The 25,954-nt window shown below is 71.6% G+C and carries 18 protein-coding genes; 15 read left to right on the forward strand and 3 right to left on the reverse strand.

Annotation, left to right across the window (positions count from 1 at the left end; genetic code table 11):
* Positions 1–32: 32 nt before the first annotated feature.
* Positions 33–395: a hypothetical protein gene (locus J1792_RS24610; RefSeq protein ID WP_207248232.1), complete on the forward strand. Its 363-nt coding sequence runs from the start codon at positions 33–35 to the stop codon at positions 393–395.
* A 152-nt stretch (positions 396–547) separates the two neighbouring features.
* Here the strand turns inward: J1792_RS24610 and J1792_RS24615 are convergent, their stop codons facing one another.
* Positions 548–1,441, reverse strand: a complete 894-nt coding sequence (locus J1792_RS24615; protein WP_207248233.1) for a glycoside hydrolase family 19 protein — start codon at positions 1,439–1,441, stop codon at positions 548–550.
* 383 nt (positions 1,442–1,824) lie between these two features.
* Between J1792_RS24615 and J1792_RS24620 the strand changes: the two genes are divergently transcribed.
* Positions 1,825–2,247: a cysteine/serine endopeptidase inhibitor gene (locus J1792_RS24620; RefSeq protein WP_086567038.1), complete on the forward strand. Its 423-nt coding sequence runs from the start codon at positions 1,825–1,827 to the stop codon at positions 2,245–2,247.
* Between the two features lie 17 nt (positions 2,248–2,264).
* Here J1792_RS24620 and J1792_RS24625 read toward each other — a convergent pair whose 3' ends face one another.
* Complete coding sequence (locus J1792_RS24625; RefSeq protein ID WP_207248234.1) at positions 2,265–3,248, reverse strand: nucleotidyl transferase AbiEii/AbiGii toxin family protein; 984 nt, start codon at positions 3,246–3,248, stop codon at positions 2,265–2,267.
* A 446-nt stretch (positions 3,249–3,694) separates the two neighbouring features.
* On the opposite strand from J1792_RS24625, the gene J1792_RS24630 reads away from it, so the two are divergent.
* Positions 3,695–5,086 (forward strand): PE-PGRS family protein, encoded by a 1,392-nt coding sequence (locus J1792_RS24630; RefSeq protein ID WP_207248235.1) that lies wholly within the window; start codon positions 3,695–3,697, stop codon positions 5,084–5,086.
* A gap of 104 nt (positions 5,087–5,190) precedes the next feature.
* Here J1792_RS24630 and J1792_RS24635 read toward each other — a convergent pair whose 3' ends face one another.
* The gene (locus J1792_RS24635; protein WP_242705255.1) at positions 5,191–7,002 is read right to left on the reverse strand and encodes an eCIS core domain-containing protein; all 1,812 of its coding nucleotides are present in this window, start codon (positions 7,000–7,002) and stop codon (positions 5,191–5,193) included.
* 671 nt (positions 7,003–7,673) lie between these two features.
* Here J1792_RS24635 and J1792_RS24640 point away from each other — a divergent pair.
* From J1792_RS24640 to J1792_RS24695, 12 genes are all read left to right on the forward strand, one after another.
* Positions 7,674–8,942, forward strand: coding sequence for an NHL repeat-containing protein (locus tag J1792_RS24640; protein ID WP_086567043.1), 1,269 nt, complete (start codon positions 7,674–7,676; stop codon positions 8,940–8,942).
* 51 nt (positions 8,943–8,993) lie between these two features.
* The gene (locus J1792_RS24645; protein ID WP_207248236.1) at positions 8,994–10,538 is read left to right on the forward strand and encodes a hypothetical protein; all 1,545 of its coding nucleotides are present in this window, start codon (positions 8,994–8,996) and stop codon (positions 10,536–10,538) included.
* Between the two features lie 108 nt (positions 10,539–10,646).
* Complete coding sequence (locus J1792_RS24650) at positions 10,647–11,042, forward strand: hypothetical protein (RefSeq protein ID WP_086567046.1); 396 nt, start codon at positions 10,647–10,649, stop codon at positions 11,040–11,042.
* Positions 11,039–11,197 (forward strand): DUF6760 family protein, encoded by a 159-nt coding sequence (locus J1792_RS24655; protein WP_179198775.1) that lies wholly within the window; start codon positions 11,039–11,041, stop codon positions 11,195–11,197. The genes J1792_RS24650 and J1792_RS24655 overlap by 4 nt, the downstream gene beginning before the upstream one ends.
* 2,302 nt (positions 11,198–13,499) lie before the next feature.
* A complete protein-coding gene (locus J1792_RS24660; RefSeq protein ID WP_086570439.1) occupies positions 13,500–13,931 on the forward strand; it encodes a phage tail protein in 432 nt (143 codons plus the stop codon).
* Positions 13,932–13,984: 53 nt separating this feature from the next.
* Positions 13,985–14,707 (forward strand): CIS tube protein, encoded by a 723-nt coding sequence (locus tag J1792_RS24665; protein WP_086570437.1) that lies wholly within the window; start codon positions 13,985–13,987, stop codon positions 14,705–14,707.
* Entirely contained in the window at positions 14,704–16,500 is a 1,797-nt protein-coding gene (locus J1792_RS24670) for a VgrG-related protein (protein WP_207248237.1), read from the forward strand. The genes J1792_RS24665 and J1792_RS24670 overlap by 4 nt, the downstream gene beginning before the upstream one ends.
* A gap of 23 nt (positions 16,501–16,523) precedes the next feature.
* Complete coding sequence (locus J1792_RS24675; protein WP_086570433.1) at positions 16,524–16,925, forward strand: GPW/gp25 family protein; 402 nt, start codon at positions 16,524–16,526, stop codon at positions 16,923–16,925.
* 37 nt (positions 16,926–16,962) lie between these two features.
* Entirely contained in the window at positions 16,963–19,113 is a 2,151-nt protein-coding gene (locus J1792_RS24680; RefSeq protein WP_086570431.1) for a baseplate J/gp47 family protein, read from the forward strand.
* Between the two features lie 17 nt (positions 19,114–19,130).
* The gene (locus J1792_RS24685) at positions 19,131–19,691 is read left to right on the forward strand and encodes a phage tail protein (protein WP_207248238.1); all 561 of its coding nucleotides are present in this window, start codon (positions 19,131–19,133) and stop codon (positions 19,689–19,691) included.
* Positions 19,688–22,990 carry a putative baseplate assembly protein gene (locus tag J1792_RS24690; RefSeq protein ID WP_207248239.1) on the forward strand — a complete coding sequence of 1,101 codons (3,303 nt, stop codon included), beginning with the start codon at positions 19,688–19,690 and terminating at the stop codon, positions 22,988–22,990. The genes J1792_RS24685 and J1792_RS24690 overlap by 4 nt, the downstream gene beginning before the upstream one ends.
* Positions 22,987–25,947: a beta-propeller fold lactonase family protein gene (locus J1792_RS24695; protein WP_207248240.1), complete on the forward strand. Its 2,961-nt coding sequence runs from the start codon at positions 22,987–22,989 to the stop codon at positions 25,945–25,947. The genes J1792_RS24690 and J1792_RS24695 overlap by 4 nt, the downstream gene beginning before the upstream one ends.
* Positions 25,948–25,954 lie beyond the last annotated feature (7 nt).

Consider the following 25,954-nt stretch of genomic DNA (forward strand, 5'->3'; position numbering starts at 1 on the left):
CGCACGACTGCCGTCGGTCGAGGAGCAGGTGCGTGCCCACCAACTTTCTGCCCGAGGAACAGCGCAAACGCTTCGGCCACTTCGCTGAGGAGCCTGGCGAAGGGCAGCTCGCCGGGTCCTTCCTGCTGGATCAGACGGCCCGGCGCCACGCGATGACCGCCAAGGGCGCCCGTAACCGGCTCGGCTCGTGCGCGACGAAGACGTCGCCCCGCCTCTCGCCGCTGATGTTCGCCCACATCAACTTCCACGGCCCCTACAGCTTCGCGCTGCCCGCCGAGGTCCAGGGCGGTCAGCTCCGCGCCACCCGCAAGCCCGCCGACACCGCGGTCCGGATCGCGGGCGCCAGCCCGTCCAGGCTGTCACAGATCACATGGTGTCAAAACTTTTGGCAGTAACACCGGTTCCCTGTTCCGTTCCTACTCGGCCCCAAACTCGCCCGAGCGGATACCCTCGCATGCCCGTCGACATAGCGGATGATCAGCGTGACGCCCGGAATTCCGGGATGGGAAATGGGCCGCGGACCTGCCGCGGCCGCATTCCCCGGGGCTCAGCAGTAGAGGTCGCCGCCCGGAGCCACACCCAGTGTCTGGGCGAATCGCTGGTAGCTGTTCACCCGGCTCTGCACCTGGGCGGGGTTGCGGCCGTCGCATTCCACGGCGCCGTTGATGCTGCGGATGGTCTGCCCGAATCCACGGCTGTTGACCATCGCGTCGTGCGGCGTCATGGTGCCGGGGCCGCGCTGGGTGTTCCAGTACCACAGGGCGGTTTTCCAGGAGACGGCCGCGTCGGTCTGGACGAGCGACGGATTGTTCAGCAAGTTGATTCCGAGGGCGTCGCCCGCCGCCTTGTAGTTGAAGTTCCAGCTGAGCTGGAGCGGACCGCGGCCGTAATAGGCGGCCTGGCCGGCCGGGCAGCCGTAGGGCTGGTTCCGGTCGCAGTAGTGGGGATAGTTGGCCGTGTTCTGCTCCACGATGTGGACCAGGCCCCCGGTCTCGTGGTCGACGTTGGCCAGGAAGGCCGCGGCCTCCTGCCGCTTGACCTGGTCACTGCCGGTGTTGGCGAATCCCGGGTACGCGGCCAGCGCCGCGACCAGCCCGTTGTACGTGTAGAAGGAGTTCCGGCCCGGGAACATCTGCTGGAACTGGGCCTCCGTCACGGGGAACTTTCCGGTCCCCGGGTTCCCGCCTCCCTGACAGGTGTACGGGTCCCAGTACCACGTGCTGATGAGCGGGTCGTAGCCGGGATTGTCGTGCTCGGCGATGTAGTACTTGCCGTCCGTGTACCGGACGACCGTACCCGCCGGATACCAGGCGCCGGCCGTCCAGTTGGACGCGTTGTCGCACGGGCCGGCGGCACTCGCCGTGCCGGACGGCACGGCGAGTGCCGTACCGAACAGAGCCAGTACGGACAGTAGCAAGGTGACGAAGCGGTTTCTTCTCATGGCGGCTCCTGTGGGGTTCGGATCGCTGAGGTGACACTCGCTTGCGGAAAACGCGACGGAGCCGGCGGTGGACACTGCGGCCCGTCTTCCTTGCGCAGTGAATAACTCTTCAACTTCGTTGTCAACGACATGCATCATGGGCGGCCAAACCAGGTGCATTTGGCACCCGGTTCCGGACAACTGTCACTGCGGGGACTTGCGTCGGTGTCGTCCCGCATGGCACTCATGGACCGAAAGCCGGACGCGTTCCGAAGAAATGCCGCTGTCCTTGGACTTCCTGACCGGCGAGCCGTGACGGCTCTGCGATGCCGGTTTCCGGGGCGCTCGCTCCACGGGTCCGTGGAGTACGCCCGCCCGCCATTACCTCTGAACGAGGAGAGACCATGCGTGGAATCAGAGCTGCTCGCTCCGCGGCCGTCGTCCTGGCCGCCGCGGCCACCGGAATCGCCCTCGCCGCGGGGCCGGCGGCCGCCGACGTTCCGATCGGCCAGCCGATGAACGGAAAGATGACCTACTACACCGACAAGGGATTCGGAGCCTGCGGGACGCCCATCGACGCGAACTCCCAGGACCTGGTCGCGGTCTCGCCCTCATGGTGGACCTCCGCCAACCCCAACAACGACCCTCTCTGCAAGGGCATATCGGTCGAGGTCAGCTACAACGGCAAGACCGTCCGAGTGCCGGTCAGGGACAAGTGCCTCTCGTGCGACCGCACCCACATCGACCTCGGCCGGCCGGCCTTCCAGAAGCTGGCACCGCTCGACCGGGGCGTGGTCAACGGCATCACCTGGAAGTTCGTGCGCTGAGCCCGGGGCCCGGCCCCTCACTCCTGCTCGCGGTCCGCGAGCTTCTGCTGCCGGCGAGCCTTCTTGTCCGCCTTGCGGTCCGTCTTGCCGGCACCAGGGGGGTCGGCTCCGCCGGGCGGGACGGCCGCACCGGAGGGGTCTGCGGGCCCATTGCCCGTCTGCCGCGCCGTGATACCGGTCCTGGGTTTGGTCTGTGCTTTGGCCGCTGCCGACAAGGCCCGCGCGACCTCGTGGAGAACCTCCCAGTCCTGGGCGCCGAAGCTGTCCTCATGCGCTTTCCTGAAGCGGCCGAGTTCCTGGCCGAACCGGCCCGCGGATTTCAGGCCTTGATGGATGCGCTGCGCGTCGTCGGCATGCTCGGCCAGCACGTCCGTCAGTTCCCGCCCGGCGGTGATCTGCGGGTAGAGAGTCAGCAGGTCACGGAGGTCCCGTTCCCGTTTCTGCGTCAGGTCCTCCCCCTCCTTCTCCTTGCGCCCGGCGAACGCGGTCACCTTGTCGGTGAACAGCCGCAACGGATCCACAACGGTGAGTGCGACACGCTCGGTGCTGTCGTGCACGTACATCGACCGCGTCTGTGTGGGCACCTGCCCCAGCGTGATACTGACCTCCACGCCGCCGAAGGAGCCACGTACCGTCGTCCCCGTGGAGTCGTCCACATCGTCCTGGAGGATCGCCTTCAGACGGGTCATCAGCTCCTGCCGGAATTCCCGGTCCTCGCCCAGCCTGCCGGGTACGTGCAGCCGTAGATCAAGGTCCTGGACCGGCCGTGCACGCCGCAGCGCTGCCACCCCGCCCCCACCGCCGATGCTCAGGTGCAGCCTGTCGGCACCCAGCAGGTCCTTCACGTCGTCGTTGACGACCCGTTGCAGTGCGGCCGCGGTACCCAGCCGGAACTCGGACTCGGCATCCTCGGCATCGGGCTCCGTGCCGGGCCCGGCCTCACCGACGGCGCGCCGGTCCAGGGCGGCGGAGACGGCGGCATTGCCCATGGTGCGCTGCATGGCTGTCAGCGGATGGACGGCGGGAGAAGGCGCCGGCACCCCGTCGGCAGCCGGCCGCTCCCCGCTCCTCTGCCGGGTATGCCGAGTGTCCTGAGCTCGCATTCCACTCCTCCTCCACCGACTGTCCATCCCGGTCGGGCGCGCCCAAGGCCTTTCGCAGCGTGACCATACCCTGGGAACCCCCTCCGTCTCCGGGTAAAATGGACTTTTGGGCGGCCGTCGGCATCCGGAAGGCGCTGCGGTCGCAGAGCACCCTGTCAGGATCGAACCGGCCGTCCCTCACATGCCGAGTGGTGGCCCTGGGGCTTCATCGACCGCGGAGGGCCGGGCGGATGCGCTCGCACAGGGGGCAACACCTCGACGAAAGCCATCGGACGGATCCAGCGACGCCCACCAGCTCCGCACACCGGACCCTGACACGGCAATCGACCCCGCCGGCGGCCGGGTTGGCCGGTCTGCAGCCTGTCCTGGGCAACCACGCCGTGGCACTGGTCGTCGAGCAACGCGCCGCGAGGAGTCGTCTCGGTGAACTGCTCACCGGACGGGACGGCGGTACCCGGCAGATCAGTGCCGGCCATGTCAGGGACGCCCTGACCCGGCGGCTCACCGAGGGTCCGGTGTTCGGCGCCGACGAGCTCCGGAACATCCAGATCCTCTCCCGGTCCCCGGAGTGGCTCGACGACATCGGCATCGGCCGCTATGAGGACGCCGAGAAGTACACCGAGAAGAGCGACTACCGCGACTGGCTGCGGCTGGAGCCCGGTCAACGCCTGCTCATCGCCACTCTGGAGTGGACGAGGCGCCGGCCGGAAGAGGGCCGGCCCACGCCCATCAGCCCCGCGTACACCCTCGGCCGCCACCTGGCCCTGCGCGGCGGCGGCCTGTCCGAGGACGAGCGCAGGAGCGCCGAAGAAGAACGCGACCGGCAGATCCATGGGGCCTTCGTCGACATGCTGGATCCCCACGCCGCCCCCGTCATGGACGACCCGGACGCGTGGCGGAAGGACGCACGGGCCCGGACCATCCTGACCCGCGTGTTTCTGATCCTGCAAAACGGCCTGAAGGTCTACAAGGAGGGTGCGGATCACATCGACTTCCGGGAAGGGGACGTCGCCCGCGCGCTGGCCCACGGCGGACGGGTCAATATCCGGATCCCGCAGCTGGAGGTCAGGGATTCCGCCTTCGCGCTCACCGACTGGCTCGGGCTGACCCGCGACGGCGGGCAGGATGTGAACCCCCTGGAGCGACGTGCCTTCGGCACCCACCACATGAAGATCGGTGAGAACAAGGGCGGTGTCGCGGGGAAGTTCGAGGAGCAGGGTGGCACGCTCGCATCGGTGAAGAACGTGGTGCAGCCCGGCAAGAAGTTCGAGCGGGTACGGCTCTACGGCCTGGATCTGGCCGCCGGTGGCCTGGGCAGCCGCGACTTCAACGGCGACGTGGTCCTCCCGGACGGCGGGCACGGCCACCTGTTCCTCGGATTCACCCCGCCACGCCGCAACCGCGACGGTGCCCTGCAAGTGGGAATCGAGACCACGTCACCGGGCGGCCCCAGCCCCGTCGGGTACCAGCACACGTGGCGCTCCACCGAGGCCACCGCCAACCCGGAGTCCAGCTTCTACGGGCACAAGAAGGACAAGATCGGCGAGGGGAAGCTCGCCGTGAACCAGCGCTACGTCAACCTCGGCGAGTTCCGGACCCCTACGGGCGGCGGCTGGATGCGGTTCCTCGAGGAGCTGAAGCAGGGCTGGGCACAACGGCTGGCCGCGGCCGAGTCCGATCCTGTCGCACGGCGTGCGCTCTACTCGGAGCTGACCGGCCGCCGCCGGGACGCATGACACGGGACGCTTGACAAGGGAAGAGGCGGCGTCGGACAGGGTGGCGTCGATGCCGAAGCGGGCACCGCGGCCGGTGGCGGCAGTGCCCGACCGAGGTCTTGTCCTCAGCCGGGCTCGTGCAGCCCGCGGGTGGCGTCGACGTTGCGCTTCGTGATGTCACCGGCGAGGCGATCGACGATCCTGCCGTGGAGCGGGTCGAACTCCGCCAGGACCAGCTCAGGGAGCGTGCCCAGGTCCCGGTGGCCGTCGGTCTTGATGGAAAGCCTGATCCTGTCCGGGAACAGGGTTCCGCCGGGGGTGACTTCGAACCGGGCCCAGAAGTGCCGGGCATCCGTTCTGGCCCACTTGGCGATCATGTCCTCGTAGGGGATCATCGCGGAGTTGGTGACGTAGGTGCCGGCCACCAGGTTGGTCGCGTCGGTCGACCCGCCGATCTGCGCACCCTGCACGTGCAGCCATTCCCAGTTCTGCTCCAGTTCGTACGGAGCGCCCAGGAAGCGCTTGGCGTAGGCCACCACTCCGAGAGCGTTCCATCCGTTCATCGCGCTGTCCTGGCCGGCTCCGCGGTCCACGGCGGTCAGTTCCGTGCCCGGCACCCAGCCGGTGTCCGGGCGGGATGTGGTGAGACGGGCGTACTCGCTGTGCAGCGCGCGCTGCGTTTCCTCGGCCATGTCCGGATCGAAGAACTCGGCGTCGCCGAACCGTCGGTTCGCTATGCGGATGCGGTGCGCGGCGGCGCGGACCGTGGAGGCCGTGGAGACGTACATGATCCGCGTCCGGTCTCCCGGGAAACGGCCTTCGTACGCGAAGAAGTTGGCGCCGTTGTCCTTGTTCCGGAAAAGCGCGTGCCGTTGTTCGTACTGGCGCTCGGCGAGACGCTCGTATCGCACGCCGTCGAAATGACGGGCCGTGTCCTCGTCGGCGCCGAGCACGTGCAGGGCCTCGTCGCCGGACAGGTCCAGGCCGTACAGATACCCTTCCGCCCGCGGTACACGCGAGCCGCCGGAGGTGTTCCAGATTTGCGGACCGTGCCTGATGATCGCGGCGACGAGGCCGGGCGTGGCGCGGCCCAGGGCTTCTTCGTCGACACGGCTGGTGGTCTTGGCGACGCTGTCGTAGTGGAAGAGGCCACCGAGCTCGTGCCAGAGGTGGCGCCATGCGGAACCCCTCTCCCGGTAGGCGCCCTTGATGAGATCGTCGAGGGCACTCGACCGGACGTCGCCGGCGAAGCCGATGGCACCAAGTGCGGCCGTCAGCCTGTCGACGCCGCCGTATTCCGCGAAGAGCAGCCTGCCGTCGGTCTTCTTCACAAAGGCGTACTCGGCGCTCGGGTTGTGCGAGTCCTGGTAGATCCGCTCGTCGTAGTTCGCCAGGTGCATCGCGCGCTGTACGACCGGAGTGCTCGCGGGGGGTGCGGGCACTGTGCCGAGAGGCCGCTGCTTTGTCGCTTGCCCTGTCGCTTGCTTTGTCGCTCCCACCGAGGCGCTCATGACCCGTGACGCGTTGGCCTCGGCCTCCCGTTCGAAGCGGTCGTCCGGGTCGCTCACCGCGAAGCCGTGACCGGTGTCGGTACCCGCCACCGGGCCCCTGCGCTGCTGGATGACGTGGGTGAGCTCGTGCGCCAAGGTGACCTTGTCCGCTCCGTCGCGGCCGATGACGACATGACTGCCGGCGGTGTAGGCGCGCGCCCCGATTTCCCTGGCCGAGCGCTGGGCGGCGGCATCGGTATGGACGCGTACGTCGGACAGATCGGCACCGAGCCGCGCTTCCATGTCGCTCCGGGTGGTGACGTCGAGCGGACGGCCACCGCTGCGCAACACCTCGGGCACGGTGGACTGCTCGCGGGATGCGCCGCCCGCTTGCAGCATCCTGAGGACCGCGCCGTTTCCGGCCGCCCGCTGGAGAGCCAGAAGCAATGAGGCTCTCCCCGGGGGCGCCACGGCCGACGCGGGCCCGGCCTCTCCGGACCGGGTCGGCTTCCGCGCCGGACGCTGCGACCGATCCGATATCGGATCTTGACTGCGCATGCTCCTCCTCGAGGCGGGACCATCACACCGTGGCCCGTGACGTAGAGCAGCGTCAAGGACGTGCCGTCTCACGCCCGTAAGGCCGTTTCTCGCCATCGGGCCGATTTTCCCGTTGCGCAGAAACGGTTCTTGAAGGAATTCCGGCCATGCCGTTCGGTCATATCTGTGGCGTGCAGGCCCTCTTGACATGCAGCCAGGCAGCTTCGGTGGTAAGGGGTCTCACCCGGAATGATGTACGCCGGATGCCCCTGTTTGCAGCTGAAATGCCATCCAGCCCCTGGCGCCGGAGCCGCACCGTCCGGGTAGCCCGGAGCCTCACCCCGATGGTGGCCGGTTCGCTCGGGTGCGGCGGTGAGTGCTGGCGGCATACTCTCGACCGGTCGGACGTCGTCCCCGCGTGAATCATCGGTTTTCTGCCCCATTCCGGGGGCTCATTGTCGCGCGCCCCCGTGATGTTTCATGCGTCAAACAAAAGGCTGGAGGGGATCGTTGTGCCGGATGTCGCCAGCATCCAGGAAGTTCCCATCGGAAATGGAACTACGGCCTCGACACCGCATTCCGTGGCAGTCGGCAACTTCGGATACGTGTGGGTGACCACCGGCAATAAGAGGGTGTTCCGCGTCCATCCCGCCACCCCCACGTCCCAGACGCCGATCAGCCACGCCGGCATCCCCGACCTCACCGCGGGCGTCATGAAGGACCCGGGATCGGATCAGCAGAGGATCTGGTTCGCGGCTCCGGTACGCCAGGACCCCATCGTCTCCATGGAGACCGTGGGCCAGTTCCCGACGCGCATCTTCCCGCTGGAGGCCAACGCCAAAGCGGAGAGCATCAAGCTCAGGACGACCAACATCGGCAGCGAAGGCACCCCCGTCAACGCGTACAGCCTCCTGTTCGCCGAACCGGAGAACAAGTACATCGGGATTCTCGCCATTCCTTCCCAGGACGGGCAGATCGACCGGCTGCCCGTCGCCCAGGACACCTGGCTGTGGGACGTGGCCGTCACCACGGCGCCGGGCGGCAAGCTTCACACCTACTGGGCCACAGGCCAGAAGCGGACCGCCACTCCCGTCAGGTCGGAGAACGGCCTGTACCGCCGCCTCCCCGGTCAGATGGCCTGGGAGCGGATCGAGGTGCTCCGGGGGCCGGAGCACAAGCCCTGCTACATCATCGCGGACACGGAAGCGGTGTGGCTGACCACGAAGACCCCGAACATGGTGATCCGCATCTCCCTCGACGGCGACATGTCGGTCAAGGCCGAGGATCTGGGTACCGCGGCTCCGGAGCAGCTGGCGTTCGGCACAGAGGGCCAGGTGTGGGTGGCCTCCAGCGCGGGCCTGCACGAATTCGACGCCCGCCTGTCGGGGCCGGGTTCCCTGGTGAGCCTCCCGAGCGGCGGTGGAGCGAAGGGGCTCTGTGTCGGCAGGAACGGAGAGCTCTGGTACACGAATCCCACGCGAAAGACCCTGGGCTCCTACACCCCTCCCCCGCCCCCGTTCGGCGCGGCCACGCTCAGCGGCCGGACCCAGGTGGTGTCGCACGGGGCTGCCCAGGTCCAGATGAAGGACGTCGTCGAGCGTCCGCTGGTCGCGGAGTACGTGGCCAACGGCAGGCCGATTCCGGGTATTCCGCTGACCTGCCGCGTCCAGGCGCAGGGAGCGAGGTTCGACGACGGAGCCCAGGAACGCGTGTTGCTCACCGATCAGCGTGGCCGCGTCGTTCTTCCCGACGTGGTCGCCGGGGACGTCGAGGAGACGGCGGTCCTGAGCGTCGGGCTCGGCTCCAGTGAGCCGCACGCCGCCACCACGCTGGAGATCACCCCGGCCTAGCGCGACGCAGCACCTCATCCGGCCCTTTCACCCCTACGGAGGGAGCACCGAATGCCGTCCGCAGCGCCGCCAGCCGGTGACACCGGCAAGTACCCCATCAACGCCGCCGCCGTCGATCTGACGTGGAACGGCGACGACCGGAACGTCTGGTTCGTGACCGCCGAAGGCATCGTCGGAGTCTTCGAACCCCGCAGCCCGTGGAGCAGCAGTCTCTTCACCCCGGGCTCGGGTGCCACCGGCAACGCGTCCTCCATCGTCGCCTGGCCGGGCCACGGCGTGTGGACCTTCGTCACCGGGCAGAACGACTGCGCCTTCGTCAAGTGTGATCTCAACGGCCTCTATCAGACACACCCGCTGAGCAGCCGGACGGAGTGCCGGTCCCTGACCCTCGCCCAGGGCCCCGGTGGGCACGCGTGCGTCGTCGCGGCGCTGACCGACTGGAAGATGCTCGCCTTCGTCGAGCCCGGGGGCGCCATCTCCTACTCGCGGGGGTACCCGGCGGGCCTGTACGCGGTCGCGGCCGCGCAACAGGACCCGGCGCTCCTGTGGATCAGCTCCCCGGGCGGCAGGTCACTGGCCACCTATGACGTGCGCACCGGTGAGTTCTCCCAGCCGGTCAGCATCGGGGCGGAGGCCCGGGACATCGCCGTCACGCCGACGGGCGACGCCGTGTGGGCGGCCACTCCCGACAACGTGCTCTTCAAGTACACCGCCCAGGGCGGCGTGGTGCATCGCGTCGAGACCCAGTATCCGGCCCACCGCCTGACCGCGACGGCGGACGGGACACTGTGGTTCGCCGGCACGGAGGGCAACACCATCGGGTACGTCCTGCCGGGGCAGACCAGGGCCGCCACGATTCCCATGGGTGACGGCAGCCGGCCTTCGGGGGTCACCGTCTCCGGGGACGGTCAGCTGTGGGTCGCCCTGTCCGGGGAGAGGGCCCTGCAGCAGGTGTCCCGGTACCGGCTCGCCGTGGAGTCCGGGGACGGGCAGTCGGCCATGGCCGGCCAGCGCTTCCCCGAACCCCTCGTGGTCAAGGCCACGCAGCTCGACGGCACGCCGGTCGGAGGGCAGAAGATCGAGTTCCGTGTAGAGGGCGGGTCGGCGGTCTTCGAGAACGGCGAGCCTGTCGAGATCAGGCACACCGAGGCCGATGGTGTGGCGACCAGCTCGCTGCTCAAGGCGCTCATGGAAGGCCCCTGCGTCGTCACCGCACGCTGGACGGAGACCGAGGCCGTCGCCTCCTTCTCCCGGCTGACCGTCACCCCGCCGGTGGGTGCCGCGCACCACGTCCGCTACGTCTCGGGCGCCGGGCAGACCGTACCCCCGGGGAAGTCCTTCGACGCACCGATGAAGGTCATCGTGGAGGACCAGAACGGTATCCCCGTGCCGGGCGCCGAGGTCACGTTCCGGATCGTCGACGAGGGCGCGGCGACGTTCCCCGGCGGAGTGGAGACGGCCAAGGTGACCAGCGAGGCCGACGGTTCGGCCATGTCTCCTGTCCTGACGGCCGGTGACAAGGCCGATGTGTTCGCCGTACGGGTCTGGGTGGCGAAGACCCCGGTGAGTCTGCTGCTCGACCAGTACATCCAGTGACAGCCGCCTACTGACCGGCCTGCCCGGATCCCGCCCCGGGGCGGGATCCGGGGTCCGGCGGCCACGTGCCCGTATCTCTCGGTACAGACGGAGGAACGCGCCCCCACCATGCCCGACAACGATTCGCTGCTGCGCACCGAGTACGACTTCGAACTCCCCCACGGCTATGTGGACGCCGCGGGCACCGTGCACCGCCAGGGCGCCATGCGGCTCGCCACGGCCCGCGACGAGTTGTCTCCCCTGATCGACCAGCGGGTCAGGGAGAACCCCGCCTATCTGGGGGTCGTCCTCCTCAGCCTCGTCATCACGCGGCTGGGGACCGTGAGCGACATCCACGCGGGCGTGGTGGAGCAGCTCTTCGCCAGGGATCTCGCCTATCTCCAGGACCTCTACCGGCGCATCAACGGCCTGGACTCCGGCCACGGCGCCGTCGCCTGTCCCTCCTGCGGGACCAGCTTCGCCCTGCCCGGACCGGCCTCGGGCGGCCGCCTGGGGGAAGAATGACGCACCCGGAGCGCCTGCTCCGTGAAGAGAGCGCCTACATCGCCTACCACTTCCACTGGGCGTACGAGGACATCCTCACCTTGCCGCACGCGGAGCGGCGCGCATGGGTGCGTGAGATCGCGCGGATCAACTCCTCCATCAGTGAGGGGCGGTGAGTGTGGTGGGCGTGATGAAGGGGTTGAGCCCGTTGAGCCCTTTCAAGCCGGGACGGTGGTGGCGGGGGCGGCGTACGGACCCGGCGCCCGCCCCGGCCCCGGCCTCCCCGGCGGCGGGGCTCCGCCCGGGCCTCCGCCGCGTGCGGACTGGCGCGTGGTCGCGCCCGTCGGGCTGTTACGGACGCCGGTGCCGCTCCCCTGTGGGCTTGTCGGCTTCCGGCAGGGCCTCGCGGCCTGGCGCCCGGCGCCGCTCGTCACGGCCGACGGCCGACTGCTGCCGCGCGGGGTGCCGTTGGCGCTGGCGCCGGCCGACCGTGGCGCTCCCCTGACCGGGGTGGCGGTGGCGGAAGTGCCCATGGTCGCCGGGGCACTGTCGCGGTCCGGGATGTCGGGGTGGGCCCTTCCCCGGCCCCGCCCCTTCCCGGAACCGGGAGCTTCACCCCCGTTCCCCCGGTCGGCGCGAGGCACGTCGACCGACGGTCCGGCGAGTACGGGGTGGGCACCCGGCATGAGGGCGGGTCCGTCGGGCACCACCGCCTCCCCTCGGGGCAAGGAAACGGTGCGGAACGACGAGCCCGGAGCGAGCCCGACGACCGGCCCGGCGCCTCGGAGGGTGCGGGACGTCCCGAACCCCGCGCCCCTGGGCCCACGAGCGACCCAGGGCGTCACCGGGGCCGACGGGCCCGGGGCGAACCCCACGAAGCCGGTGCCTCGGGAGCCCGGGGCACGGCAGGCGCGAGGCCGGCCGACGGCCCGGCCCTCCCGTGAACCCTGGGCGCGACGCGGACGGCGGAGTCCGGGGTGAGCCGTTCGCCACCGGCCCCATGGACGGTTCGGTACGCACCGAGGGCCCGCGGGGACCGGGCGAGGTCTCCGTGCGCGGGCCGCTCAGGAACCCGGGGCGCGACGGAGACGACCTCGGCCACCACGAAGCCCACAGCGTGGGCTCACTCGAAGAGCTGGGACGCAACGGGGACCGACGGGGGCCGGGCGGGGCTTCCGACCCCAACTCGTCATGGAGCCCCGGGCACCATCACGGCCTGTCGGCCCGGGACGGAGAGCCCGGCCTCCCCCTCGACAGGACCTCCGGCACCGCCCAGGCCAACTGGACGGAGGCGGAGCCGACGGCCCCGGCCCGGTCACGGGCCCGGAACAGCACCGTGCCCAACCGCGCCAGGACGAAGCACCCCGCACCTCGTGGGCCCCCGGGCACCGCGAAAGCCGACCGCCCCGGGACAGCACCGACACTCCCGGCCCACCACAAGCCCTGGGGCACCGCATCGACCGACCGAGCCGAGACCAGGCCGCCGGCCTCGGTCTTCCTTGGAGCCGTAGACGCCGCCAACGCCCGTCCGACCGGGACGCAGCCGACGCCCCCGGCGCAGCAAAGGGCTGGGACACCACCAGGACCAACCCGGCCAAGGCAAACCCCCGGTCCCGGCCTTCCCCGGAACCCCGGCCACCCCCAGCGTCAACCGGACCGAGTCGCAGCAGACGCCCCTGGCCCGTCAAGGGCCCCGGGGCACCGCCAAGGCCGGCCGGGACATGGCGAAGTCCCCGATCCCGGCTCCCCGAGCGGTCCCGGCCCCGCCGAGCCCCGGGGCGGCCACAGCGAGGCCCGGGCGACGCCTCCGCAAGGTTCCGGGCGCCCCCGGGCCGGCAGGACCACGACGCGTTCCCCATCACGGCGCCATTGGGAGTCCCGGAGCATCTCAGCGGCCGACAGGCCCCGGCGAACCATCCGGGCCCAACCCTCCGTGGGGTCCAGGGCAGAGCCCCGGTTCGGGGAAGGGGCGGGATCGAGGCGCCCTCCCCACCCCCGGTGCCCTCCCCACCACCGGCCCCCGGCACCGACTCGGCGTCGGGCAGCCGCTCCCCACGTACCCGGCACCGCCATGCCGTTCGTCACCCCCCCCTCGCCGGAAGCGGACGGCCGACCGGCGCAGCGGCCGGCGAACCGTCCACCGCCGCCCCCTCGTTCGCATCCGCCCCGGCCCCCACCCCGGCCCCGCAGGCCGCGCGAAACCCTGCCCCACCGGACACCGCGTCCATCGCCCGGGAGGTCGCCCAGGAGGTCGCCCGGCGGCACGCCGGGCTCCTGGCCGAGGCCGTGGTCCCGGCCCTCGGGTTCTCTCGACGGACGCGCCGGGCGGCGACGCGGTGGCAGTCGCAGTCACCGCCGGCTCGACCGCCGACGGAAGACAGCCCCTGGGGTACCTACCCACCCCGCTGACGCCCCGCAGACGCCCCACGCGTCGCCCCCGAAGCAGCCGCACCGCCCGACCCCACGGAGTGCTCGCACATGCCGGACCAGCCCTTCGCCGTCAGTTCCCACTTCCAGCTCTCCATAGGCATGCACGCCCTCGGCTCCTTCACGTCCTGTGACGGGCTCGGCTGCGCCATGGACGTCGAGGAGCGCGTCGAGGGCGGGACGAACGGGCACGTGTGGCAGCTGCCGACGCGGCTGCGCTACACGAACGTCGTACTCAGCAGGCCGCTGACGCAGGAGACCGTGCTCGTCTGGGCCTGGCTGCGGGCGCAGGTGATCGAACCGGTGCGGCTGCCGGGGCAGCTCGTCGCCCTCGGCCCGGACCGGCAGCCCATGGTGCGGTGGCTCCTCGACGGTGTGCTGCCGGTGCGCTGGAGCGGGCCGACGTTCGATGCGGACCAGTCGCAGCCGGCCCGGGAGACCTTGGAGATCACCCACAACGGATTCCTGGGCATCACCGTCTGACCCGTCCGAACGTCCGCCCCGTCCGCCCCCGCCCGACCCGTCGAGAGGACCACATGCTGTCCGAGCTCCTGGGAGGCGCGCCGGTACGGGCCGCCCTCGTGATCTACGACCCGCCGGCGGGGACCGGCAACGCCCCGGGGCCGGAACGCGGCCGCGTCCGCTTCCACTTCAACCCCGACCGGGTCCAGGTCGGCAAGCGGGCCCGCTGGGACCGCAGCCCGGCGCCCTCCGGCGAGGAGGCGGCACGGGCGCAGTTCGTGGGGGCCCAGCCGCGCACGATGACGCTGGAGGTGTTCCTCGACGCGGGCGACTTCCGCTCCAGCGTGCAGGACCAGGTGGAGAAGCTGCTCGGCTGTTGCGCCCCGACCGCGCGGAGCGCCACCGCGAAGCCCGCGTCGGCGCCCTGGGTGCGGCTGGAGTGGGGGCGTTCGCGCACGACCGCGTTCCTCGCGCTGGTGACGCAGGTCGACGCGGCGTACACCCGGTTCGGGCACGACGGGACACCGCTGCGCGCCACCTGCACCGTCTCCCTGGAGGAGGTGGGCGGCGCGACGCCCCGGCAGAACCCGACGTCGGGTGCCGACGGGCCGGTGGACACCCATCTCGTGGTGGCGGGCGACACCCTGGCCGGGCTGGCGTGGCAGGCGTACGGCGACCCCACGAGGTGGCGGGCGATCGCCGAGGCCAACGGCGTCGACGATCCGGCGCGGGTGCCCGTGGGCACGGTGCTGGTCCTGCCGGTCCTGGAGGAGCGCCCCGCGGGAGGTGCCGGGTGACGGAGAGGCTCTACGCGGCGGAGCCGGTCATCGCCTTCGGCTCCCCGCTGCAGGAGCTGTGGGCGGAACGGCTGGTGGAGGCTTCCGTGGACACGTCGGTGGGTCTGCCGGCCCGCGCGACCCTACGGTTCCGCGATCCCGGGCACCGCCTCCTGGCGGCGGCGCGGATCAGCGTCGGGGCGCCGCTGACCGTAGCGGTGGCCGCCGCACGCCGCCGTACCCGGGCGGTGATCTTCGACGGCGAGGTCACGGCGCTGGAGACCGAGGTGGACGCCGACGGGACGTTCACGACCGTGCGGGCCACGGACCGGGGGCACCGGCTGACCCGGGGGCGGCGGGTGGCCGCCTACGTCGACACCACGGTGGCCGAGGTCGCCCGGCAGGCCGCCTCCCGGCACGGGCTGACGACGGGCCGGATCGACGCCGAGCGCACCCGCATCCCGCACGTGGCCCAGCCCAACCTGACCGACTGGGAGTTGCTGAACCATCTCGCCGACCAGCGCGGCCTGCGCCTGACGGTCGAGGGGAGCACCCTGCACATGCGCCGGCCGGCCGCCGCCGACGCGGCGCCCGCGCCCGGCACGGGCGCGGACCGGAGCCCGTTCGTCCTGGAGCACGGGGTGAACCTGCTGGCGCTGCGCGCCGCCGTGTCCTCCGAGGGCCAGGTCGCCGAGGTGGAGGTCCGGGGCTGGGATCCCGACGGCAAGGCCGCGCTGTCCGCGAAGGCCGGTGCGGGCGACAGCGAACGGCTGCGCCTGGGCGTCACGCCCGCGCGGCTCGGCAAGGCCTTCCCCGGGCCGGCGCCGGAGCTGCTCGTGGGCGGCCGGGCCCACACCACCGCCCCGCAGGTGGACGCGGCGGCCCGCGCGGTCGCGGCGGAGTCGGCGGCCGCGATGGCCACGCTGGCCGCCGAGGTCGCGGGCGCCCCCGAGCTGCGGGCGGGCGTGCCGGTGACCCTGGCCGGGGTGGGTGAGCCGTTCACCGGCAAGTACACCGTCACCTCCTGCGGTCACGTCTTCGACGGGGACCGGGGCTACCGGACCCTGGTCCGGGTGGGCCCGCTTCCCCCGCCCGTCGTGCCCTACCCGCCGCCCCTGTGCGCGCCGGGCGTCGCGGTGGGCATCGTCACGGACATCAAGGAGCCGGGGAAGGGCCAGCGTGGCGCCGTACGGCTGCGTCTGCCGTGGCTCTCCCAGGACTATGTGACGGACTGGGTCCGTACCGTCCAGTGGGGCGGGGCCGGTGGCGGCGGCGTCTTCGCTCCGGAGGCCGGGGACGAGGTCCTGGTCGGCTTCGAGCACGGGCGGCTGGACCGGCCCTACGTCCTCGGCGGGCTCTACAACGGCCTCGACGCCCCCACCGACCACGGCCTGCCGCTGGTCGACGCCGGTACGGGCCGGGCCAACAGGAGTTCCCTGGCGTCCCGTTCGGGCGATCGCCTCGAACTGCTCAGCGCGGCCGACGGCCCTCAGGGAGTCCGGCTTCTGAGCGGCGACGGCAAGCTCGTCACCCACCTCGACCGGAAGGACACCACCATCGCCTTCGCGGCGGGGGAAGAAGGGAAGACCGTACGGGTCTCGCTCGACGGCCGCGGCGACGGCACCCTGACCATCGACGCGGGCGAGACGGGCACCCTGATCCTCAAGGCCGGCACGGTGACCGTCACCGCGGCCGGAAGCGGCGGCGGGCAGCTGACGCTGGAGGGCGCCACCGTCACGGTCAAGAGCGGCGGCGAGCTCAAGCTCGAAGGGCAGCGGACCACCATCACCGGCAACACCGTCGACATCAACTGACCTGGCACGGAGGGGAGACGACCGTGGACATCATCGGCGCGGGGTGGGCGTTCCCCGCCGTCATCACCGGCACCGGCCGCGTGGGCCTGGCGACCGGCAGCGACGACGTGGAGCAGGCCGTGCGGATCATCCTGTCCACCGCGCCGGGCGAGCGACCGATGCGGCCGGAGTTCGGTTGCGGTATCCATGGCCTCGTCTTCGACTCGCTCGACGCCACGACCGTCGCCCGCGCCGATGTGGAGGTGCGCCGGGCACTCGACCGGTGGGAGCCGCGGATCGAGGTCGACGACCTGCTGTTCAGCACGGACACCGTGGACATCGGCGTGCTCTACATCGACATCCGCTACCGGCTGCGCGCCACCAACGAACCCCGCAACCTCGTCTTCCCCTTCTACACCCTGCCCGGAGACTCCCCGAGTGAGTGACCTCCCCATGGCCGATCCGCCGCCCGAGCGATCCACTTTGTCCGATGCATCCGATGCCTCCTACTCGTCCGGCGTTCCCGTTCCCGACCTGGACGACCTGCGCTTCCAGCCGCTCGTGGACGCCGCCAAGCGTGCCCTGCCGCAGCGCGCGCCCGAGTGGACCGACCACAACGTCTCCGACCCCGGCATCACCCTGATCGAGGCCTGCGCCGAGCGGACCGACCAGCTGCTCTACCGCGTCCATCGCATGACGGAGCGTCAGCGCTTTGCCCTGCTGCGCCTCATGGGCATCACGCCGCTCCCCGCCTCACCCGCCCGGATCACCGTCGTGCTCGCACGCACCGACGGTACGACCGGGCGCCGCGAGATCCCTGAGGGCACCGAGGTCAGGACCGAGGGCGAGCAGCCTGTCGTCCTGGCGACCACCGCACCGCTCACCCTCGCCGAGAACCAGTCCACGGGAGTGGTGGAGGCGCTCGAGCAACTCGTTCCGGTCGCCGAGGTGCTGGGCACGTCCGACGGCCTTCCGGGCGGTCGCTTCGCGACAAGCCACCGCCCCTGGGGGCCCGGTACTCCGGTCGCGGAGCCTCCGTTCGGCCCGCCGCTGACGGTCCAGGTCGGGGACGCCGTCTGGCCGGCGGTGCGTACGTTCGCCGAGGCCGGGCCGAACGACCCGGTCCACTGGTGGGACGACGCCTCGTGCGAGGTCGTCCTCGGCCCTCTGGTCCCCGCCGAGGGCGGGCCCGAGCCGCACGGGGACGTACCGGCGGAAGGCACGAGGATCAGCGTGGAGTACCACGTGTACCGGGGCCGTAAGGGCGGTGTTCCCCTCGGCACACCGCTGACGGTGGTGTCACAGGCCGGGCTGAGCGCCACCGCCCACGGCGTGCTCGCCCCCGCCGAGGACGCGGAGGACTGGCGGCAGGCGCTGGAACGCGCGGGGCTGGGCCTCGCCCCGTCACGCCGCGCGGTCACCGCCGCCGACCACGAGCAGATCATCGAGGAACACGTGGCCGGACTGGCCCGGGTCCGGGTCACGGCGCTCACCCGGCCCACCGACTCACACGTGCCCACCGCCCTCACGCAACCGCCGCGCCCGGCCGAGGTCCTCGCCTGCGTCGTCGCCGCCCGGGACCCGCTGCGGGCCGTGCACTACTTCGACGTCGGCGGAGTGATCGCCCCTCTTCCGCTGTCTCTGGAAGGGCCGGGCGGCGAGCCCGACGACGGTGACGCGGTGCCCCAGCCCGTCGCGGACGCCAAGTGCCTCGACGCCGTCATCCGCACCGGCGAGGGCGAGCCCAGACTGTGGTTCTACGGGACCCAGTGCCTCTGGGACGGTGAGGACGGTGAGAACGCGTCATCACAGGACATCAGCAGCGCGTTCCCCGACCTGCCGGACGACTTCTCGTCGCAACTCGACGAGGTCGCCGTCCTCGCCGACCCCGCCTCGGCCGACGCGTACGAATTGTTCTTCTTCAAGGGCGAGACCTTCTACCACCGCGCCTACACCTGCACCGACCGGGCCTTCGTACCGCAGGCGGACAGCCGGGGGGTGCGGTCCCTGATCTCGGAGGCGTTCCCCGGCCTCTCCCCGCAGTGCCAGGTGTCCCCGGACGCCGTGGTCGTCATCGGCGGCGTCTTCTTCTTCATGAAGGGGACGAGGACCGAGCCCGCCCTCTGGCGTCGCGAGGACGACCCGCTCCACGTCCTCCTGGTGCCCCTCTTCGAGGGCGATCCGGCGCAGGCCCCGCCCGGTGACGCGTTCGACGTCCCCCCGGACGTCCTGAACTCGGTGGTGGGCGTCGTCGACGCCTCCCGGCTGCTGGGCGAACGGCTGCGGGTCGGGAAACCCCGCTACCACCGCTTCGGGATCGCGGCGACCGTACGCCCCTGGAGCAGCACGACGGCCGACCGCGAGCGGACCGAGCGGGCGGCCGAACGGGCCCTGCGCCGCTACTTCCACCCCACGGCCGGCGGACCGGACGGTCGGGGCTGGCCGTGGGGCCGGCGCGTCCACGCGGGCGACGTCTTCACCGTGCTGGAGGCGGTGCCGGAGGTCCGGGCCACGACCGACGTGAGCCTGCTCGCCGACGACGGCGACGGGGCCGTGCCGTCCGTCGAGGTCTCGGACGGCGGACTGGTCCTCGTGGGCGACACGGTCATCGACGTCGACATCACCGAAGGCTGAGGAAGAGAGGACCGCACATGTCCGCGTACTCCGCACGTCCCCTCCCCCTGCCGGCCGTCTACGGGCACGGCACGGTCGCGCTCGCGTTCGCGGCCGCGATCGGCGAGGCCATGGCCCCCGCCGAGGAACGGATCGACGGTCTGGACGCGGTGCTCGACCCCTGGCGGGCGCCACCGGCCTTCCTGGACTGGCTGATCCGGATCACCGGCGCCCGGGTGGAGCCGGGCTGGCCGGAGGGCCTGCGACGCAAGGCCGTCGACCTCGCGCCCCGCCTGGCCGCTCATCGCGGGACGCCGTACGGGCTGCTGCTGGAGGCCCGGGAGATCCACGGCTGGGCGCCGCCCGACTTCGCGCTCGTCGTAGACGACCCCGGCCGCGTCTTCACCCACGACGACCCGGTACCCCGCGCCGGACGCATGCTCACCGTCACCCTGACCGCCCCGGCCGGGGAGGACCAGCGGGCCCTCGAGAGCCGCCTCACGCGCCTGGTACGGGCGCACTGCCCCGCCCACCTCCCCTTCAAGGTCACGGTCACCCTCGCGCACAAGGCTCCTGACGAGAGGTCACAGCAGGGATGAGTCTGCCGACACCCGAGTACGACGGACGCACCCGCGACGAGGTCGTCGCCGGCACCGTCGCCGCCGTACGGCGGAAGGTGGGGACCTGGACCGGTCAGGACCGGACGGACCCCGGCCGGGGCCTGATCGAGACGTGCACCGACATGGTCATGGCTCTGCGCGACCGGCTCAACCTGGCCCCCGACCAGCGCCGGCTGCAGATGCTGCGGCTCCTGGGCGTACGGCCGTACCGGCCCGCGCCCGCGCAGACCGAGGTCGTCCTCCAGCTCGCCGCGCCGTCGCCCGAGCCGGTGGTCGTCCCCGCGGGCCAGGAGGTCGCCACACGACCGGTGGGGGAAGCGGAACCGGTCGTCTTCAGCACGCTGACGGAGGCGGCGCTCAACCCCTGTGTCCTCGTCGCCGCCGGGGACTTCGCGGAATCGAGGAAGGCCGACGGCGCCCTGGAGGGCATGCTGACCGCCTTCGGCCCGGGGGTGGGCCGGACCGTCGAGCCGGGCGGCCCCGCCTTCGCCGGACCGGCCTTCCACCTCAATCTCCCCTACTTCGGCGACTTCCCGCCGCCCGGGGACGCCTTCGCGGACACCGGCCCGGTGAGCACGGGCGGTGGCGACCCCCCATCCTCGTCGTACGCCCTGGTCGTCCTGTCGGTACCCGTACCGAGTACGCGCGTGACGCTGGACGTGAGCATGGGCGCCGGTCTCGCACCCAAGGTCGGCACGGGCGTCACCCGGGGGCACTGGGAGGCCTGGCAGGGCACGCACTGGACCGGCTGCCGGGTCGTCACGGACACCATGACCGTCCAGGGCCGGCCAGGCAAGGTCACGCTCGACCTTCCCCCCGCCCACGCGCCCGCCCAGCTCCTGCTCCACCGGGCAGCCGGCGAGGGTGGCAGCGACTCCGTGCAGCGCCTGAGGGACGTCGGGCTGATCCGCTACCGCGCCGATGCGGGCCGGAGCCCGCTGACCCGGGTCGCGCTCGACCCGGTGCTCGCCGTCTCCGTCCCCGTCGTCCAGGCAGGGCTGGTACGGAACGAGACCCTGGGCACCGCGACGGGCACCCGCGGCGAACGCCTCCGCTTCGCGCATCCGCCGCTGCCCCGCAGCACCGACCCCCTCGTCGTCGAAGCCGTACTCGGCGAGCGGACCGCACAGTGGACGTATGTCGCCTCGCTCGCCGGATCGGGCCCCGACGACCGGCACTTCACTCTCGACCCGCGCACCGGGGAGGCCGTCTTCGCGCCCGTCGTGGCCGGCGCCCGGGGGCCACGCCAGCACGGTGCGCCGCTGCCGGCGGGTGCGGTCGTACGGATCCGGCGCTATCTGACCGGCGGCGGCGCCCGCGGCAACGTACCCGCCCGCACCATCACCGTGCTGCGCACACCGCTGCCGTACGTCTCCTCCGTGACCAATCCCGCACCGGCGGTCGGCGGCACGGAACGCGAGAGCGCCGCCGCCTGCGCGACGCGGCTGCCGCTGGGCTCCCCGGTTCCGGAGCGGGCGGTCGTCCCCGTCGACTACGAACAGCTCGCGCTGGCCGCGTCGGCGGGCATGGCCCGTATCCACCACGTCCGGGACGCACCCGACGACGCGCTCGACCCGGCCCGCAACTACCTGCCGTGGCGGCCCGCCAAGACGGACGTCGCCTTCACCCTGGCGCCCGGCACGCCGACGCTTCCCGCAGGGATACAGGTCACCACGGAGGACGACGAGACGGTCTTCACCACGACAAGGGAAGCCACGCGCGTACCGCCGGACGCGATGGGCGCGGCACGCCTCGGGCTCGTCCCCGGCGTCACCGCCGCCGTCGGGATGTTCGAGGCGGGTGACTACCAGGCGGACGGGGAGTTCTCCGGGCCCTTCAAAGAGGGCGGTGGGCTGGTACTGGCCCTGGTGGAGATCAAGAAGCCGCATGATCCGGGCCGCCTCACGCTCTGGGTGACGGCAGGAGGGGACCGCCGGCCGGAGGACCGCATCGCGGTGTCCGTGTTCGCGCCGAGCAAGGCGGCGCCGTGGTGGGACACCGCCGCTCCCCTCGCCTACGCCTCCGCGCCCGCGCAAGAGATCACTCTGGCGGACGGGACGACGGTCTTTGCCCATCCCGTCCACGTCAGCGGGTCCGCGCGGTGGCAGGCGGCCGTCGCAGGCGGCGCCCTCGTCAGCACGGCACCGGACGCCGTCGACAGGCAGGGCGAGGGCTTCCCGACCGAAGAAGCCGCATGTTGGATCGCCGTCCAGATCCTCGACCCCCATGGCACCCCCACCACGCCGTACACGGTCTACGCCGACTCCGGGACGACGGACCCCGTTCCTGCCGAGCAGTACGAGGAGCACGACCGGGCACGCGAGCCGTTCTCGTCCACGGACAAGCCCGGTCAGGTCTACCCCCTGCTGCACTCCCCGGTGTACGTCCCGGAGAACGAGCGGCTCCCCGAGGTCCGTGTCGGCAACGAGAACTGGCGTACCGTCACGTCCTTCCACGATTCCCTTGAGAACAGCAAGGACGTGGTCATCAACGCCAGTACGGGCCAGGTCCACTTCGGCCCGGAGGTGACGGGAGGCCCCTCGGGCACCCGGCAGTACGGCGCCATCCCTCTGCCCCCGGGCACGCCCATCACCGTGGACGGCCCGTACAAGACCACGCTCGGCGCGGCGGGCAACGACATCCCTGCGGGCAGGATCAGCCGGCCGAAGAACCCGGACGACGACCGCATCGTCGGCGTGCGCAACATCTCCGCCTCGCACGGCGGCAAGAACGGCTACACCGACACCAGTGGCGGCAGCACCCAGGCCGGCGTGACGCTGATGGTCGTCCCCTTCGTGACCGCCGACGAGCGGGGCTGGTTCCCGTTCCACATGCTCACCCCCACCCGCGACGCCTGCGACACCTTGCGCCGCTCCCTGCGCGCCTGCCAGCCGGAGGGCGTTCCGGTGTGGCTGAAGCAGCCCGTCTACCACGGCATCCGTATCGATGCCCGGATCGTTCCCGCGGACTACCGCACCGCCGACGAACGCGCCGAGCTCCGCGCCGCCGCGGAACGCGCCCTGTACCGGTACTTCAGCCCCGTCGGCGGCGGCCCGGACGGCACCGGATGGCCGCTGGGGCGCCCGGTGTACGCGGGCGAGGCGTTCCGGGTCCTGGAACAGGTGCCGGGGGTGGGCCGCGTCGCCACGGCCGAGCTCGTCCCGGTCGATCCGCTCGACGGCTCGGCGTCGGACCCCGTCGTACGGATCCGCTGCGGGCCCGGCGAGACCGTGTACTCCGTCGAACACCGAGTCACCGTCGCGGAGGTGCCCTCATGAGTGACCGGAACGAGCCCTTGCTGGTGGCCCCGGACTGGGGTGCGGACGCTCTGGCCGTCGTGGACCTCACGGCACCGGAGCGTCCCGAGGTCCGTTTGCCCCTTGTGGGGAGCAATCCACGCGCCGTCGCAGTCAGTACGGACGGCACCCGGGCCTACGTCGTGAACCACGACAACGGAAAGCTGTCCGTGGTGGACCTCACGGCCCCGGAACACCCGGTGCTGCGTACCGTTCCCGCCGGGAACAGCCCGTGCGCCGTCGTGGCAGGACTGGTGGACGACCAGGTCTGCGTGGCCGCGTGGGCGGACAGCGAGGTCGTGGTGTTCGACAAGGAAGGGCAGCGGGGCGCGCCGCTCCCGGTCGGTGGCGGCCCCTGCGCGCTGGCGGCGGCCCCGGGCGGCGGGGCACGACGGGTCTGTGTGATCAACGAGAAGGACGCCACGGTGTCGGTGGTCGACGTGAGTCAGGCGGGCGCGCCGTCCGTGAGCGCGACCGTCCGCGTACCCCGGGTCACCCGGGCGGTCGCGGTGGCGCCGGAAGGACGGTTCGCGTACGTCGCGAGCCGGGGAGAGGGCACGACCGACGGCCAGGTGACGGTGCTGGACCTGGACGCGGACGGCGCGGCGGTGGGTGACCCCGTGCCCGTCGGGGCCGAGCCCCGTGCCCTGGCGCTCAGCCCTGCCGGCGACCGCCTGTGCGTGGCGAACTACGGCTCGGCGTCCGTCTCCGTCGCCACCGTGGACGTGGACAACGGGCGGGTCGGCACCCCCGGCACCGTTCCGGCCGGCGCGCATCCCGTCGCTGTGGCCTTCGCCCCGGACGGCGGAGTGATCCATGTCGTGGGCCAGACCTCGGGCATTCTCACGGCCATCCGCGCGGACACCCTCGACCACACGGCCGTTCCGCTGGATGGCGTGCCCGCAGGGGTGGTGTTCGGCCCGGACGGGCACCACTCCTATGTCACCGACCAGGCCACCGGACAGCTGACCGTCGTGCGGGCCGCCCCGCGCAAGACGGCCGGCATCCCGGCCGGTGCGGGGTCGAAGCCGGTCAATGCCGCCGTGTCCCCGGACGGCACCTGGGCCTACGCGGCCGACTCCGCATCGGACAAGGTCGCCGTGCTGGACCTCAACGGCCTCGCCCCGCTCGCCCCGGTCCCCCTCGGGGCCGCGCACAAGCCGTGGGACGTCGCTATCGCGCCCGACCGGGGGTTCGCCTGCGCGACGAGTCCGGAGTCGTCGCACCTGCTCGTCCTCACCCCGGCCCAGGGGAACGAGCTCGGCACCGGCGGCGACATCACGGTGACCCCGGTCCCCCTGGCGTCCGGCGCACGCCCGTACGGGGTGGCCGTCACCCCCGACAGCCGGCACGCGGTGACCGCCGACTCCGGTACGGCGACGGTCTCGCTCGTCGACCCGAAGGGCGGTACGCACACGATCGATGCCGATGTCGTGGGGTGTCAGGGGCCCACCGGTGCCGCCGTCTCCAAGGACGGTCGGACGCTCTACGTGGCCGACTTCGCCCCCGAACAGCAAGAGCGGCCGCGCGGGAAGATCGCCGTACTTCAGAGGACAGGTCCGGAAACCTGGGAAGGACAAGACCCCATCGGCACGGGGACAGGCCATCTTTCGGGCCCGCACGAGATGGCCCTGTCACCCGACGAACGGCGGCTCTACGTCGCCAACTTCGACAGCGGGACCGTCTCGGTCCTCAGCCGGGAGTCGGTGGAAGCCGACTGGGGCTTCGAGATGGCCGTGAACAAATCCCCTGCCATGGCGCACGTCTACGGCCTGGCCCTGTCGGCGGACGGAAAGACCCTCTACGTGTCCAACGCCCCCGCCAACGAGGGAACGGTCGAAGTGTTCGACGTCTCCACCAATCCGGCGACGCATCAGGGAAAGATCCGCGTCACGGGCGACGTGGGCAAACCCCATCTCGGCCTCGGCCTTGCCCTCTCCCCCGACGGCCGCTACCTCTACGCGGTCGACGCCGAGGACTGGAAGCCGGGAAGCGGGGCGCCGGGCACGGTGTACGGCATCCAGCTGGGAGGAGGCGATCAGATGCAGATCGTCGCCACGGCACAGGCTTACATCGACCGGCCCAGTGCGCTGGTCTGCCGGGACGACCGGACCCTGTACCTCGTCAACAAGGGCAAGACGAGCCCCGACCCCCGCGAAGCCTGCCTGGCGGTGATCACTCTCAAGGACGACTCGCGACTGGAAGTCGAGAGCACCAAGACCCGCCCCCTCGACAACAACGACCTCCCGTACTCGACGGCGATCTCCGATGACGGCACCCTGTTCGTCGCCAACTTCACAGGGAAGACGGTGACCGTCCTCGGGTCCAAGGTGACGCCCGTACTGGTCGGTCAGCCGGGCGCGTCACAGCCGTGGGACGTGGCCGTCACCGACGACGGCGCCTACGCCTACGTCACCGACCGCACCGTCGATTCCCTGCGGTGCGTCCGTCTCTCCGACCACCAGGTGACCTCCCTCGACGTGGGCCGGGATCCCATGGGCGTGGCGAGCGACCCGGGGGGCGGCCTTCGCGCCTATGTCGCCAACCACGGGGACGACAGCATTTCGGTCATCGGCCCCGACGACGCCTCACCGGGCACGCCCAAGGTCGTCGACACCTGGCAGCATCCACGGATCGCCAAGCCCGAATCGGTGTCGGTATCCGCGGACGGGGCCTGGCTCTTCGTGACCACCGAGAACAGCGGAGAGCTTCTGATGCTCGACACCCGGACCGGAACGCCCCGCTTCACCGTACCGGCCGGCGAACGGCTCACCGGAAGCGCACCTCACCCGCAGTCCGCGAAGCACCTGGTGTACCTCGCCGACGAGGCGGGCGCAGCCGTATCGGTGGTCGACACCACGACGCTCGCTCCCCTGGACACGACGACCCCGCTGGGTCTCGACGTACGGCAGGCGGTCGGCGTGCCGACGGCGAACTGACCGTACC

This window comes from Streptomyces triculaminicus, assembly GCF_017349075.1.
GTDB lineage: Bacteria > Actinomycetota > Actinomycetes > Streptomycetales > Streptomycetaceae > Streptomyces > Streptomyces triculaminicus.